At 33.4% G+C, this 14,376-nt stretch carries 16 protein-coding genes, 2 tRNA genes and 1 pseudogene; 14 read left to right on the top strand and 5 right to left on the bottom strand.

Annotated elements, in window-relative coordinates; all coding sequences use genetic code 11:
• Positions 1–47 precede the first annotated feature (47 nt).
• Positions 48–1,241, top strand: coding sequence for a class I SAM-dependent rRNA methyltransferase (locus tag DM447_RS12570; RefSeq protein ID WP_112181546.1), 1,194 nt, complete (start codon positions 48–50; stop codon positions 1,239–1,241).
• A 41-nt stretch (positions 1,242–1,282) separates the two neighbouring features.
• Here the strand turns inward: DM447_RS12570 and DM447_RS12565 are convergent, their stop codons facing one another.
• Positions 1,283–1,759, bottom strand: coding sequence for a glutathione peroxidase (locus DM447_RS12565; protein WP_112181545.1), 477 nt, complete (start codon positions 1,757–1,759; stop codon positions 1,283–1,285).
• Between the two features lie 225 nt (positions 1,760–1,984).
• On the opposite strand from DM447_RS12565, the gene DM447_RS12560 reads away from it, so the two are divergent.
• The 12 genes from DM447_RS12560 (at position 1,985) to DM447_RS12505 (ending at position 11,440) form a co-directional block, all read left to right on the top strand.
• Positions 1,985–2,419 (top strand): MaoC/PaaZ C-terminal domain-containing protein, encoded by a 435-nt coding sequence (locus DM447_RS12560; RefSeq protein WP_112181544.1) that lies wholly within the window; start codon positions 1,985–1,987, stop codon positions 2,417–2,419.
• Positions 2,420–2,701: 282 nt separating this feature from the next.
• Positions 2,702–4,180 (top strand): ABC transporter permease, encoded by a 1,479-nt coding sequence (locus tag DM447_RS12555; RefSeq protein WP_112181543.1) that lies wholly within the window; start codon positions 2,702–2,704, stop codon positions 4,178–4,180.
• Between the two features lie 16 nt (positions 4,181–4,196).
• A complete protein-coding gene (locus DM447_RS12550) occupies positions 4,197–4,868 on the top strand; it encodes an ABC transporter ATP-binding protein (protein WP_112181542.1) in 672 nt (223 codons plus the stop codon).
• Entirely contained in the window at positions 4,861–6,315 is a 1,455-nt protein-coding gene (locus DM447_RS12545) for a PASTA domain-containing protein (protein WP_112181541.1), read from the top strand. The genes DM447_RS12550 and DM447_RS12545 overlap by 8 nt, the downstream gene beginning before the upstream one ends.
• 179 nt (positions 6,316–6,494) lie before the next feature.
• Positions 6,495–6,959 carry a MarR family winged helix-turn-helix transcriptional regulator gene (locus tag DM447_RS12540; protein ID WP_112181540.1) on the top strand — a complete coding sequence of 155 codons (465 nt, stop codon included), beginning with the start codon at positions 6,495–6,497 and terminating at the stop codon, positions 6,957–6,959.
• A gap of 26 nt (positions 6,960–6,985) precedes the next feature.
• On the top strand, positions 6,986–7,792 hold the full coding sequence (gene racE / locus DM447_RS12535) for a glutamate racemase (RefSeq protein ID WP_112181539.1): 807 nt from the start codon (positions 6,986–6,988) through the stop codon (positions 7,790–7,792).
• Between the two features lie 257 nt (positions 7,793–8,049).
• Positions 8,050–9,159 carry a GerMN domain-containing protein gene (locus tag DM447_RS12530; protein ID WP_112181538.1) on the top strand — a complete coding sequence of 370 codons (1,110 nt, stop codon included), beginning with the start codon at positions 8,050–8,052 and terminating at the stop codon, positions 9,157–9,159.
• Positions 9,160–9,265: 106 nt separating this feature from the next.
• Positions 9,266–10,006: a ribonuclease PH gene (gene rph / locus DM447_RS12525; protein ID WP_112181537.1), complete on the top strand. Its 741-nt coding sequence runs from the start codon at positions 9,266–9,268 to the stop codon at positions 10,004–10,006.
• 10 nt (positions 10,007–10,016) lie between these two features.
• The gene (locus DM447_RS12520; protein WP_112181536.1) at positions 10,017–10,610 is read left to right on the top strand and encodes an XTP/dITP diphosphatase; all 594 of its coding nucleotides are present in this window, start codon (positions 10,017–10,019) and stop codon (positions 10,608–10,610) included.
• 15 nt (positions 10,611–10,625) lie between these two features.
• Positions 10,626–11,144: a metallophosphoesterase gene (locus DM447_RS12515; protein WP_112181535.1), complete on the top strand. Its 519-nt coding sequence runs from the start codon at positions 10,626–10,628 to the stop codon at positions 11,142–11,144.
• A 144-nt stretch (positions 11,145–11,288) separates the two neighbouring features.
• A tRNA-Gly gene (locus DM447_RS12510) sits at positions 11,289–11,362 on the top strand.
• Positions 11,363–11,366: 4 nt separating this feature from the next.
• Positions 11,367–11,440 (top strand) — tRNA-Arg (locus tag DM447_RS12505).
• A gap of 94 nt (positions 11,441–11,534) precedes the next feature.
• Here the strand turns inward: DM447_RS12505 and DM447_RS18375 are convergent.
• The 3 genes from DM447_RS18375 to DM447_RS12500 form a co-directional block, all read right to left on the bottom strand.
• Positions 11,535–11,708 (bottom strand): hypothetical protein, encoded by a 174-nt coding sequence (locus DM447_RS18375; protein WP_162632650.1) that lies wholly within the window; start codon positions 11,706–11,708, stop codon positions 11,535–11,537.
• 449 nt (positions 11,709–12,157) lie between these two features.
• Complete coding sequence (locus DM447_RS18700; protein WP_277871491.1) at positions 12,158–12,289, bottom strand: hypothetical protein; 132 nt, start codon at positions 12,287–12,289, stop codon at positions 12,158–12,160.
• 27 nt (positions 12,290–12,316) lie between these two features.
• Positions 12,317–12,556, bottom strand: a complete 240-nt coding sequence (locus DM447_RS12500) for a CHAP domain-containing protein (protein ID WP_112181534.1) — start codon at positions 12,554–12,556, stop codon at positions 12,317–12,319.
• A gap of 209 nt (positions 12,557–12,765) precedes the next feature.
• Between DM447_RS12500 and DM447_RS12495 the strand changes: the two genes are divergently transcribed.
• Positions 12,766–12,981 (top strand): hypothetical protein, encoded by a 216-nt coding sequence (locus DM447_RS12495; protein WP_112181533.1) that lies wholly within the window; start codon positions 12,766–12,768, stop codon positions 12,979–12,981.
• 529 nt (positions 12,982–13,510) lie between these two features.
• Here the strand turns inward: DM447_RS12495 and DM447_RS12490 are convergent.
• A pseudogene (locus tag DM447_RS12490) lies at positions 13,511–14,121 on the bottom strand (Type 1 glutamine amidotransferase-like domain-containing protein).
• Between the last annotated feature and the right edge of the window lie 255 nt (positions 14,122–14,376).

The following is a 14,376-nucleotide window of genomic DNA, read 5'->3' as shown; positions in this document are numbered from 1 at the left end:
GTCAAATGATAAAGTAAGTACATATATAAACAGTTAGGATGAAGGAAATGCAGAATGACGTACAATTGAAAATTAAAGATAAATTTGTTAATAAATTTAAAATAGGTTTTCCACATATATTTAAAGAAGCCATCTTAAATATGGAGGTACTGGATCAAGAAGGTATAATCGTTCAATTAGTTGATGAGAAAAATCATTTTCTTGGAAGAGGTTATTATGGTAGACAAAACAAGGGATTCGGTTGGGTATTAACTCAAAATGAAAATGAGCCAATTGATCAGCAGTTTTTTGATAAAAAAATCGAAAAGGCATTAGATATAAGAAGTGCCTATTATAAAGATAAAGATACAACTGCTTTTCGTGTCTTTAATGGAGAAGGAGATGGGATCGGCGGTCTGACTATTGAATACTATGCAGGGTTTTATGTTGTAAATTGGTATAGTCAAGGGATTTATCTGTTCAAAGAGCTTATACTGAATTCACTAAAGAACTTAGTTGAATTTAAAGGTATTTACGAGAAAAAACGTTTTGATACTGGTGGAAAATACCTAGAAGACGATGATTTTGTTGCCGGAGAACGCGGCGATTTTCCGATTATTATCAAGGAAAATGGTGTGAATTTTGCCGTCTATTTAAATGATGGTCCAATGACTGGAATTTTTCTTGATCAAAGGCAGGTAAGAAAAACAATAAGAGACAAGTATGCTAATGGAAAATCAGTATTAAATACTTTTTCATATACAGGTGCTTTCTCTGTTTTTGCAGCACTGGGTGGTGCTGAACAGACGACGAGTGTTGACCTTGCGAATCGTAGCTTACCTAAAACGATTGAACAATTTCAAGTGAATGGCCTAGATGAGAACGATCATATCATTCGAGTGATGGATGTTTTTAATTATTTTAAATATGCGGTTAAAAAGAATCTGAATTTTGACATGGTTATTCTTGATCCCCCTAGTTTTGCTAGATCCAAGAAACATACGTTTAGTGCGTCAAAGGATTATGTGAACTTACTTAAAGAAGCAATTGCTATTACAGCGGATCAAGGGATCATTGTTGCGTCAACGAATGCTAGTGGTTTTGGCATGGATAAGTTTAAGAACTTTGTTAATCAAGCTTTTAAGGAAATGGATGAGGCTTACAGGGTTATTGAGACATTTTCTTTACCAGATGATTTTAAGACAATAAAGCAGTATAAAGAGGGAGACTATCTCAAAGTACTATTTCTTAAAAAACTCTAATAAAAAAGGAATCCTTAGATAGACTGAAGGATTCCTTATTATTAAGAAACAATACGTGCAATTTTCTTTTCAATTTTAGCTGGCTCAACTTTAGGTCCAAAACGTTCGATAACCTCACCATTCTGGTCTACTAAAAACTTAGTGAAGTTCCATTTAATGTTATTACCTAAAAATCCTTTGGAATTACTTTTCAAATATTGAAACAATTCATGTGCATTCTTACCATTAACATCAATGATTTCATGGATTGGGAATGTTACACCAAAATTGATTCGACAAGACTCTTCCGCTTCTTCCGATGTACCTGGTTCTTGGTTAGCAAACTGATTACTTGGAAAACCAAGTACAGCAACGCCTTTATCCTTATACTTCTGGTGAATTTCTTCAAGTCCATCAAATTGACCGTTAAGTCCACAATTGGATGCCGTATTTACTATTAACATAACCTGATTCTTGTATGCATCAAGTTGGTATGTTGTGCCATTAGACTTTTTAACTGTGATATCGTAAATACTCATAACTGACCCACTCCCTTACGAAATTAAATTGTGTACAATATAATTAGTATAACACTTTAAAGAATAATGACTAGTAATATTACTCGTATTTAAATTACTGATAGTAGCTTAATTATTTTGCGATCAATTAAATTATTTGATTATAAAGTAGATTATTTTTGGAAAATAAAGCAAGTTGGTGTAATATATTTATTGGTTTTAATTTAGCTGTGAAGGTGGATAATAATGTATATAGAAGATTTGAAGGTCGGTCAACAATTTAATCTAGAACCAATCAAGGTAGAGAAAGAAGATGTTTTAGATTTCGCAAAAAAATATGATCCACAACGTATACATATTGACGAAGAATTTGCAAAGCAAGGGATGTTTAAAGGAATTATTGCATCTGGGTATCAAACAATCGGTCTGGTATGGTCCAGGTGGATTGAAGCGGATGTATTGGGTGATGAGGTGATTGCTGGTGCTGGAGTTGACCAAATTAGATGGACAAAGCCTGTCTATCCTAATGATTTATTGATTGGTACTGTTGAGGTGATGAATAAACGATTATCTTCAAGAGGTGGAAGAGGTACGGTAACTTTTTCGTTCACTATAAATAATCAAAATAAAGAGACTGTTACAACCTTTTCGATTGATGTACTGTTAAAAACAAGAGAGTAAAGTAAATCATCCAATTATATAATTTAGATAAACTTAAGCGCTATTCATTTTATGAATAGCGCTTTTTGAGGAAAAGTGGTTAGTTATTTCAGTGTTTATGTATACTAAAATTATACAATTTATTTCAAAATTTAGGTTGTGTATATTCTGTTTGTAAATGTATAATTAAGTTTATATTGACAGATTAATAGAAGAGTTTGGAATTGATACATAATAATTATCATGACATCAGTTTTTATGAATCTTGATTTATGCAATGTTTTTAATTTGAGGGGGTTAGTAATGAATTTTATTAAGCGTGGACTGTTAAGTATTTCAAGAAAAAAAGGAAAGTCACTAATTTTATTGGCTGTAATATTTATTTTAGGGAACGTAATATCAGGTGCTATTTCGATCCAACAGGCTACAGACAATGTGGAAACAAATATAAAAGAAAAATTAGGTGCTGCAGCAACTGTTGAACTTGATTATGAAAAGTTAGAAAATATGGATGAAGAAGACCAAATGACATTAGAAATATCTAATTTAGATCTTGAATTAATAAAACAAATTGGAGAGCTTTCTTATGTGAAATATTATGACTATAACCTGTCCACATGGTTAGGATCAGAGAACGTTCAAAGTTATCAAGGCGAAGGTATGGAAGAAGAGGTTGAAGTAGAATATGAAGGCCCTAGTATCGACTTCATGTTGAAAGGTATTAATTATGCACCAGTAATTGATTTTGAAGAAGGAATAGGGAACTTAATTGAGGGTCGCGTTTTTGAATCAGGTGAAATAGAGAACGGTTCTAGTGTCGCGATAATATCTAGTAAGTTAGCAGAGAAAAATGATTTGCAAATTGGTGATAATATCACATTAACTAATGAGGTATACAGCTATGATGAAGAAACTGGAGAAGAAAAATTAGCAACTTCTCGAGATGTTATATTAGAAGTTATTGGTTTATTTGAACCTAAATCAGCAAGTGTTGAAGAAAGTGAAGAAAGTGGAGAAATGGATTTCATGAATATAGAATATCAAAATACTATTTATGTTCCTAATGAAGTCGTTAGTAGTGAATTAACGTATTATAATGAAGAGTATATGAAAATTGATGAAGAATATGCCGCAATGATTGAAGCAGATGCAGAAGCCCTCACGGAATACTATACACCTATTTTTGTGTTGAATAATTCAGAGGATAGTATTGCATTTGAGGAAGAAGTTCAACCATTATTACCAGAACTTTATAAAGTTAGTAATGCTAGCGATCAATATGACACAATCGCAGCACCAGTTAAATCTATGTCTAAATTAGCTGGTTATGTCTTACTTGTTGCCGTAATTGCTACTGTATTAATTATTGGTTTAGTTGTATTATTGTTCCTTCGAGATCGTAAACATGAATTAGGGATTTACCTCTCTTTAGGTGAACGACGTGCTCGTGTAGTAGGCCAAATTTTAATTGAAGTAATGGTTGTCGCACTAATCGGTATTACCTTATCGCTATTCAGCGGGAATTTTTTGGCGCAGGGTATATCTGAAACGTTGCTCAATGCTGAAGATACTCAAAGTGATGAGGACATGATGTATTACAGTGAATTGGAGGCATATCAATCTAGTGTAACAACGGATGATGTAATGGATTCGTATGAGGTGAAACTGGATTCTAGCTATATACTAATGTTTTATTTAGTAGGATTATTAACGATTCTAGTGTCAACAATCATACCATTAATATATATTGTTCGATTAAATCCTAAAAAAATAATGATGTAGTAGAGAGGTGAAATAGATGATATTAGAAGCAATAGATTTGAATTATTTCTATCAAGATGGAGAAAGTCGTCGTTATATTTTGAAGGATACAAATGTTGGATTTGAAAAGGGAAAGTTTTATACAATATTAGGTCAATCTGGTTCCGGTAAAACAACACTTTTAGCATTACTTAGTGCTTTAGATTCACCACAGAGTGGTAAAGTATTATTTAATGGAAAAGACATAAAAGAAATAGGTTATGAGCAATATCGACGCAATAATGTCGGCATCATTTTTCAAAGTTATAATCTAATTCCTGCGTTTACAGCAGTAGAAAATGTGCTAGTTCCAATGTCTATTACAGAAAATGAAATTCCGAAAGACCAAAATACAGTTGCTTATAATCTATTAGACTATATTGGAATTGTAAAAAGCAAAGCAGATCGTTCTGTGAATAAACTTTCTGGTGGTGAGCAACAACGTGTAGCCATTGCTCGTGCATTAGCTACAAATGTGGAATTAATTCTTGCTGATGAACCTACCGGTAATTTAGATGAGGAAATGGAACAAGAAATTATTAATATCTTTAAGAAATTGGCACACGAACATGATAAATGTGTTGTAGTTGTAACGCACTCGAATGAAATTGCACAACAATCTGACCAAACTTTCACTCTTCAGAAAGGTACTCTATCAGCTTATGAGTGATTTTTTATCAAAATTTAATAAAGAAAAATATGATGGTACTTTGATTGAACAAGATGAAGGAAAATCAACTGAAGCGAAAGATTCGATAGCAAAACCAGAAGATAGTGTGATAGAAAAAGAAGAAGAGAAAGTTATTCCAGAAACAAAACCGCTCTCTTCAACTAGTAGTCGTCGAAGTATTGTAGGAGAAGAATTAGAGTTTGATCCGACTTATCAGAAGAAAAAACGCCGCAAGCTGTTATTTATTATTCTTGGATCAACTCTAGCTTTTATCGTAATGTGTGTTACTTACTATAATGTAGTTCATGCAGAAGTGGAGAATTTTAGGGATAAACCAGTTTCTGAAGCACGAGCATGGGCCAATACGAATGATGTAGCTATTGAACTAACAGAGGAATATAGTGCAGATCTTGAAGCTAATCGAGTAATTTCTCAAAGTATATCAGAAGGTAAAAACATTCGAAAGGGGAAAACGCTTTCGATAGTTAGTAGTTTAGGACCAGATCCTGAAGAAGTTATTCCCTTACCTGACTTTTCTGAAATGAACCAAAGCGATACAGAGCTCTGGATAGAGGAGCAACAAGCTGATAACCTTAAGTTGGTTTCAGAATATAGTGATAAAGTCGAGTCTGGTTCATTTATTAAACTTGTTATTAAGGATAGCGAAATTGATGAAGTAACATATCGTCGCAAGGATAGCGCTGCTGTCTATTACTCTAAAGGTGAAGAAGTATTTGAGAAGAATATTAGTGTCCCAGATTTTTCTGCGAGTACAAAAGAAGAAGTACAACAATGGGCAGATACGAATGAAATTGCATTAACGCTTGAAGATAAAGATTCTAATACGATAGAAGTTGGCAAGGTTATTAGTCAAAGTGTAAAAGCTGAAGAAAAAATTGCTAAGAAAGATAAAATGACCGTCGAGATATCTGTAGGTAAAGCGATAGTCGTACCAAATTTCGGTGAACTTACAATGGATGAAGCAGCCAGTTATCCTGGACTAACGGTAACGGTCAAACAGAAATTTCAATCAAAACTATCTTATGGAAGATTAGTTTCTCAATCGATTGAAGCAGGAACTAAATTAACCGGTGAGGAGGCTCCCGCTATCACAGTTACTTATTCTGAAGGTCGTCCTTTTCTAGCTGACTACCGTGGTGTGATGGAAGGAGATTTACCAAAGTTATTTTATGAAGACTATCAATCTAAAGGGGCAGAAATTGATTATATTGTTAAATATGTTGAGTCTAATGAGGTAAAGGGAACAGTTGTTAGCATGAGTAAATTTAATGCATTTGTTTCTATGGATTATACCGTTGAAGTGCGGATTAGTAATAATGCTTCAGCTGCATCAACGTCCAATCCTTTGGAAGATGACGAAGAAGAATTTGATCAACCGATAGAACCAGTAACAGATGAGGAGTTACCAGAACAAATTGAGAAATAACATAAGAAATAACGTATGGGTGCTTAATCAGATCCATGCGTTATTTTTGTGTTTTGATTTTATATTCTAGCTATAGTTTAACTTTATCATGATATAGAAATAATCAAATTTTGACCTAATTTGATAAAAAAATGATATGATACAAATAGAATAGCTTAGTCAAAGGAGGTTTAGTATTCGTGGATGAAGTTAAAAACGCAGCGACAATTGCAGAAGTAGAGAAAGAACTACGGTATATTTCTGGAATAATTAAACAAAAGGGTCGTGAAATTTTAAAAAACTATCCGATAACGACACCTCAATTTATAGCCTTACAGTGGTTATTAGAAGATGGGGATTTAACAATTGGAGAAGTTTCGAATAAAATAAATTTAGCTTTCAGTACAACAACTGATTTAATAGATAGAATGGAAAAAAATCTTTTAGTGGAACGAAAAAGAGATACAAAAGATCGACGTGTTGTTCGAATACATTTATTAGACAAAGGTAAAGATATTATTCAAGAAGTAATCGAGAAAAGACAGGATTATTTAGAAGATGTCTTAGAAGATGTTTCAACAGACCGAGTAGATGTATTGTATGATATTTTGAAGTTGCTTCACAAACAAATGAAACTGGATCAAGATAAAAATAGTAATGTGTAAACATTTAAGATAAGAGGGGATTTATAGTGGATCAACCGATTGGAGTCATTGACTCAGGTGTTGGTGGTCTGACAGTAGCGAGTGAGCTGATGCGTCAATTACCAAAAGAACAATTAATTTATTTAGGGGATACATTACGTTGTCCATATGGTCCACGACCAAAAGAAGAAGTAATTCAATACACGTTAGAAATGGTTAACTTTTTATTGAAGCAAGATATAAAGTTACTTGTTATAGCTTGTAATACAGCAACAGCTTTCACATTGGAATTACTACAAGAGAAATTAGATATACCTGTGATTGGAGTTATTCAACCAGGAGCTCGAGCGGCGATAAAGATGACAAAAAACATGCAAATAGGTGTTATTGGAACAGAAGGAACAATTGAAAGCCGGGCTTATCCAGAGGCTTTGCATAGTATTAATTCTGAAATAGAAGTACAAGGTCTACCATGCCCTGAATTTGTCCCAATGGTTGAACAAGGTGTATTTACTGGTGCTAAAGCATATCAAGTGGTAGAGAACGCTTTGCAATCTATTAAGGAAAAAGAAATAATTGATACACTAATTTTAGGTTGCACGCACTATCCGCTATTAAAGGATACTATTCAAGCTGTGATGGGAGAAGAAGTTCATATCATCTCATCAGGTGAAGAGACTGCACGAGAAGTTAGTGTAATCTTAGGTTATCATCAAACGATATACGAAGGTGAACGTTCACCAAATCATCGTTTTTATACCACTGGCCCATGGGAAATTTTTGAACGTATTGCGATTCAATGGTTAGATATACCAATTAATATTATTGAGAATGCAGATATAGAAACAAACTAGACGAGTATAGAATAAAATCTGATAAATACAATGAAAGCCCACAACTTATTACTAGAATTATTCAAATAGAGAGAACCGTGCCTACAATAGTCGTAGCCATGGTTCTTTTTTTGAATAATAATACTGATTACAATAAGTGCTGTTTTGCCTTTATGAACATAACAAAGTAATTTCTAGATAATCTAGAGTAAAGATAGGTCTATTTTTCTGAACAGCTCGTATACATAATAATACAAACCATCGTAGGAGGGAAAAACATGAGTATGCGATTATTCAAACTGACAATAAGAATTGGATTACCGATTTTGTTTGTATTATTTTTGACAACTGGTTGTGGACTATTTCAAGGTGAACAAACATTAGAAGAAATAGATGTGCCAGTTGGTCAAACAACTGATACAGAACAAACGGATGACACAGTAGAGCAAGAGACGGTTGAAACGACTGTTGGAGAAGAAGGCGTTGATGTTACAACAACAGAAACAGAAACAGTTCCAAGAGAATTATATTTAATTAATGAAGAAGGAATGGTTGTTCCACAAACAATGGAATTACCTAAAACAGAAACTAATGAAGTAGCTACTCAAGTATTAGAGTATTTAATTAAGGATGGTCCGGTCACTTCTAGTTTACCAAATGGATTTGAGGCAGTTTTACCAGCTGGTACACAAATTTTAGGCTTGAATTTAGAGGAAGATGGTACATTAGTTGTAGATTTGTCAGAAGAGTTTACAGAATATCAGCCGGAAGAAGAACAACAAATCATTCAAGCAATGACATACACGCTTACACAATTTGATAATGTTAACAAAATTAATCTTTGGATTAATGGATTTGAGCAAAAGGAGATGCCAGTAAACGGTACACCACTAACAGATGGCTACTCACGCGCAAATGGCATTAATGTTTATCATGCAGATGGTGTGGATCTTTTGGATAGTGAAGCCGTAACGCTTTACTATCCATCACAACAAGGCGAACAATTATATTATGTGCCAGTAACACAACATGTTGAGATGATTGAGGATAATGTTTATCAATCAGTTGTACAAGCATTGTTAGATGGCCCATCCTATGATCTAGGTTTACTAAATGTTTTTAATCAGAATGCTACAATTATGGAAGAACCAACAATAGAAGATGGTGTCTTGCAGGTAACATTCAGTAAAGAAATTCTAAGTGACGAAGCAAGCGGAGCAATATCTGATGAAGTAATGGAGACATTGGTATTAACGTTGACAGACCAAGTGAATGTAGAAGCTGTTTCTGTAAATGTTGATGATGTTGAACAAGTATTTAATGAACATGGTGTGCCTTATAGCGAACCTGTTTCAAGGGATACCTTTGTACCAGTTGGAAGTTTGTAATAGGAAAAGGAGCTGGAACAATCAGCTCCTTTTTTTCTTTGCATGAAGTTATCGAAATGGGTAAAAATATGTTACGATTAGAAAGAATTAGAAGGAGGAAGAATTTATGAGACCAAGTGAGCGTGAAGTAGATCAACTAAGAGATATAAAAATTGAGACGGGTTATACAAAACATCCAGAGGGTTCAGTATTAATTACAGTTGGAGATACAAAAGTAATATGTAATGCAAGTATAGAAGATCGTGTTCCACCATTTATGCGTAATAAAGGAAAAGGTTGGATAACAGCAGAATATGCTATGTTGCCGCGTGCAACAGATACAAGAAATATCCGTGAGTCTTCAAAAGGTAAAGTATCAGGAAGAACGATGGAGATCCAACGTTTAATTGGTCGTGCCTTACGTGCAGTTGTTGACTTAGATAAAATTGGTGAGCGTACTATTTGGGTTGATTGTGATGTCATCCAAGCAGATGGTGGTACACGAACTGCATCGATTACAGGTGCATTTGTTGCAATTGTTCACGCCTTTGGTACATTAATCGAAAAAGGAACAATCAAAGAAATGCCAATTACTGATTATTTAGCAGCAATCTCTGTTGGTGTGATGCCAGATGGAACAGAAGTTTTAGATTTAGAATATACAGAGGATTCACAAGCACATGTTGATATGAATATCGTGATGACAGGTAACGGAAAGTTTGTAGAAATTCAAGGTACTGGTGAAGAAGCTACATTTAGTCCAGCACAATTACAAACAATGTTAGGTTTGGCAGATAAAGGTTTAAAAGAAATATTTGATATCCAAAAAGATGCATTACAACAGTGGTCAACATATTTAGAAAAGTAGAGGGATAATGATGAAAGAAATCATGATTGCGACCCAAAATAAGGGTAAAGTGAAAGATTTTCAATTGCTATTTAAAAAATATGATATTAACGTGACTTCTTTATTGGATTTGAAAGAACCAATTGACGATATTGAAGAAACAGGTAGTACTTTTGAGGAAAATGCAATCATAAAAGCAGCAACAATTGCAGAAAAATTTAAGATTCCTGTTTTAGCTGATGATTCTGGTTTGGAAATAGATGCATTAGATGGACGACCAGGTGTATACTCTGCTCGTTATGCAGGAGAAGAAAAAGATGATCAAAAGAATCTACATAAAGTATTAGATGAAATGCATGATATCGCAGATGAAAATCGTTCAGCTCGATTTGTTTGTGTACTAGCAATAGTAAGGCCAAACCAAGAACCAGTAGTTAAACGTGGAACATGTGAGGGCAAGATAACACGCATACCAATTGGTGCAAATGGATTTGGTTACGATCCGATTTTTCAACCAATTGATACCAAGCTAACCATGGCGCAACTAAACTCTGATCAAAAAAATGAGATTAGTCATCGAGGAAATGCGTTAAAAAAAATAGAAGAATGGGTAAAGAGTATATAGAAAGCGAGGGGTACTATGCCAAAAGTATTGATCACCAGTGATAGTCATGGGTTAACAGAGGAACTTGAAATAATTAAGGAACGTCACAAGGATGAGGTCGACCAAATGATTCATTGTGGCGATTCAGAATTAGAATTTGACGCTAGTCCAATGGATAATTTCAAGAAAGTTACTGGGAATTGTGATTTTGATTCACGGTATCCTGATGAATTAGATTTTGCTGTTGCTGATTTAAACTTTTACATTACTCATGGACATATGCATCAAGTAAAAACTTCTTTAAAACCAGTTATTAAGCGAGCAAAAGAATTAGATGCAAAGATAATTTGTCATGGTCATTCTCATATTGCAGTAGCACAGAAAATCGACAATAAAGTTATCATTAATCCTGGCAGTATACGTCTGCCACGCGTACGTGAAGAAAAAACCTATGCGATTTTATCATGGGAAACAAGTCAAGAATTAACAGTAGATTTTTATGATGTTGATGGAAATCTAGTGAAAGATTTAGGCTTCGAGACAACAATAAAATGATATTCTATAGAAGAAATATGGATTATCCATATTTCTTCTATAACTTTTTTCTTTAAATATATTGACAAAAGACTCAAAACTTAATATAATAAGTCTTGTCTGTTACGAAAGTTAGTACATTTTTTGTACATAAATCAATACCACGCGGGTGTAGTTTAGTGGTAAAACCTCAGCCTTCCAAGCTGATGTCGAGGGTTCAATTCCCTTCACCCGCTCCAATACGTCCCAGTAGCTCAGCTGGATAGAGCAACGCCCTTCTAAGGCGTGGGTCGGGAGTTCGAATCTCTCCTGGGACATCATTAGAAACCTTGTAAACTTAACGTTTATGAGGTTTTTTGTTTTCTTGAGGTTTATATATTTTTTTGGAAAGATACCAAGAGGATACCAATTTTAATCATTTTTAAATAATGTTTCGAAATATGTGGCTGCACTTTGTTCAACTTCCTGGAGTACGTGTCCATAAGTATCCATTGTAGTACCTATTTTCGAATGACCTAGTCTTAGGGAAGGCGAAATTGCAGCATTGGAAGGAAAACAACTAACTGCTGCAACCTTTACAATCAATTGCCATACTTCATATTCACCCTCAAGTCTTGAAAAAAGCAGTTTAGATTCTTCTAAGTTATATACTTTAAAATGAGGTTGATGGTGTCTATGGATGAAACACTCGTAAGAAACTAAAAGCTGTTTTAAAATCTAAAGGATGTTCAATTACAAAGAAGATCAATCGTATAAAACTTACCTTTATAATATTGCTAGTTATTATATCTAGTAAATAGTGATTTTAATAGATTAAAAGAGCCCTCCAGCTTATTATATACACTAGGAGGGTGGTAATTACTTTATATCACCTATTCTTGATAAACCTTTTGAATAAACTAATTTTGAAGAGGTAGCTTCATAAAAAGAACCTTGCAAGAATAGATAAGGAGGTAAGAGACCATATCTCGTGGCAAAACTTTGTGCATCAGGATCAAATATTCCTGGAGCACCAATAGAATATACTTGCCAAACTAGTTTTGAACAATATATATGTTGGTATTATCTAATAGATCTGTTTTGAAACCATAAGGAATATTTGAATTATCATATGTTTTTGCGAATGCTGCAGCACTACTTGCTTTTGATATACTACCAATCCTCACTACTTTTGTACTATCTTTAGCATTAAACTATTTTTTAAAAGAATAAATATCTGGATTATAACCAGGCCCTTTTATCTCTAAATGATTATTTGAGTCAGTTACTATAGCAACATGACCAGTTATTCCTTTAGCGGCAGCGTCGTCTGTCACTAAGATATCTCCTGCTTTTGCTTTTGTTCCATTGGGATAAGAGAAAGCTGATACTGAACTTGCAAATAAAAGGGCGACAAAGATCGACAATAAAAGTAAAAATGAAACTTTTTTCATGAATAAATCTCCTCTTTTCTTTTCTTTATTTTTGGATTAAAATGTTAATAGTGACAAAAAAAGAAGAAATGGTGATTAAATGATAAAAAAATATACAAAAATACTATTTTTTTGTATTATTTTCAATAGTTTTACTTTATCTAGTATATTTCTTGTATTTAGCAACCTTTTATGGAAATCCCAAAAAGATTTCAGAAACAGAAGAGATGATGCGGAATTATTTAATTCAAGAAAAGGGATATAGTAATCAAGAGGATATTATATTAATAAAAAGTTGGTATAACTGGAAAGAACCAAGAGGTGAAAAATATGTTGGAGCCGCAGTAATAGAAAATACTGCATATGAGTTCGGAGTAGTTGATGGTGAGATCATGGAATATCACGAAATTCCTGAAGGAGAGGGTATAAATATTCTTAATCCATAACCTCCTAAGTAAATTTCACAAGAAGATGTAATCTAAAGGTTTAATATAGAATAAATCTTTTTGGATACAAAAAGATGATTATTACGTGTCAATATATGTATAAAGTGATATTTTACACCAAATTCATGCTAATCTGTAAATAAAACAGGTAATAAAAAGGAGATATGAATTACTAAGTACAGAATTTGACGAAGAAGTAGGCAAACGAGTTATTAAAGTACATGACATCGAAGAGGATTTTACATATATTTATTACGAAGATGAAGTTGAGGATATTGGCATTCTAGCGTTAAAACTATTTATTAAAGAAAGAGTAGATCCGATAGCAATTGGCGTTTATGATGTTTCGATGCCGTATAGAAAAAAGTCCTCACGGTTGTGGGGGCTTAATTTAATAAATTTCTCATTATCTAACCAGTAGCTTTACCAGCAACTCTACGATCAATACTTTTTATGGACCGTCTTTTTATGACTGAATCTACGTCATTCTTGGTTGCTTATTAAATGCACCAAATTAAATAAGAATTTTTTACCTAACAACTATATTGTTTTGTTCAACTTGTATAACCTGTGAATTTGAAATATGTAAAAGATTTATTCTAAATTCGTAAAAAGCAATTAAATCAAATACTTCGTCTTTAAATGGTTCGCTATTAAAATGGGGGACTGGATAAAATTTATTAAATTTAAACCATCAAGCGATTTTAATTCAGTTGCTTTTTCTTTATCGTCTAGAAATTTTGCGTATTCTATATTGGGTGATGTTATTATAGCACCTGCTGATTCCCCAATATACAATTTTTCAGAATTAACTTGTTCTGTTATTATCTCATCTACCCCTGATTTCCTTAACTCTTGTAATAAGAAAAAAGTATTTCCGCCTGATACGTAAATGAAATCGTTACGTTCTAACTTTTCTTTAATTTCACATTTTGGAGCTACTGAAATATCAAGCTCTTCAACAACTATCCCTAACTTTTTAAATTCTTCTTTTGCGGTATAAATATAGTGGACTACTTCTTCTGGAACACTTGCAGTAGGAATAAACGTTAAAGTTTTCCCTTTTAAATCCACCTCCACGAATTCTTTGAATAGACCAACGACATCTTTAAGCGAAGATGTTAAAAACATTTTAATCATGTCTATTCTCCTTTCTCCTTATTATTCTTGTACAAATTGAAAACTTTTCACACCATTTATAATGTAGATAACGAACAATATGTTTCGACTCGCAATCAGATCAATGATATCCACTCTTTTTCACACTTAGAAATTTCTTGTGAAGAACAGTTTCTGTCGAGGACGATGCAGGAAGAATCAATTAAATATTCTCACAAACGATGTTTCTCTGCTGAATTTAGTTTTGAATGGCTTTAAGAATATCAGTTGATCTCA

Source organism: Paraliobacillus zengyii (genome assembly GCF_003268595.1).
In the GTDB taxonomy this organism is placed as follows: Bacteria; Bacillota; Bacilli; order Bacillales; family Amphibacillaceae; genus Paraliobacillus_A; species Paraliobacillus_A zengyii.
This window is presented reverse-complemented; position numbering and strand designations above follow the sequence as displayed.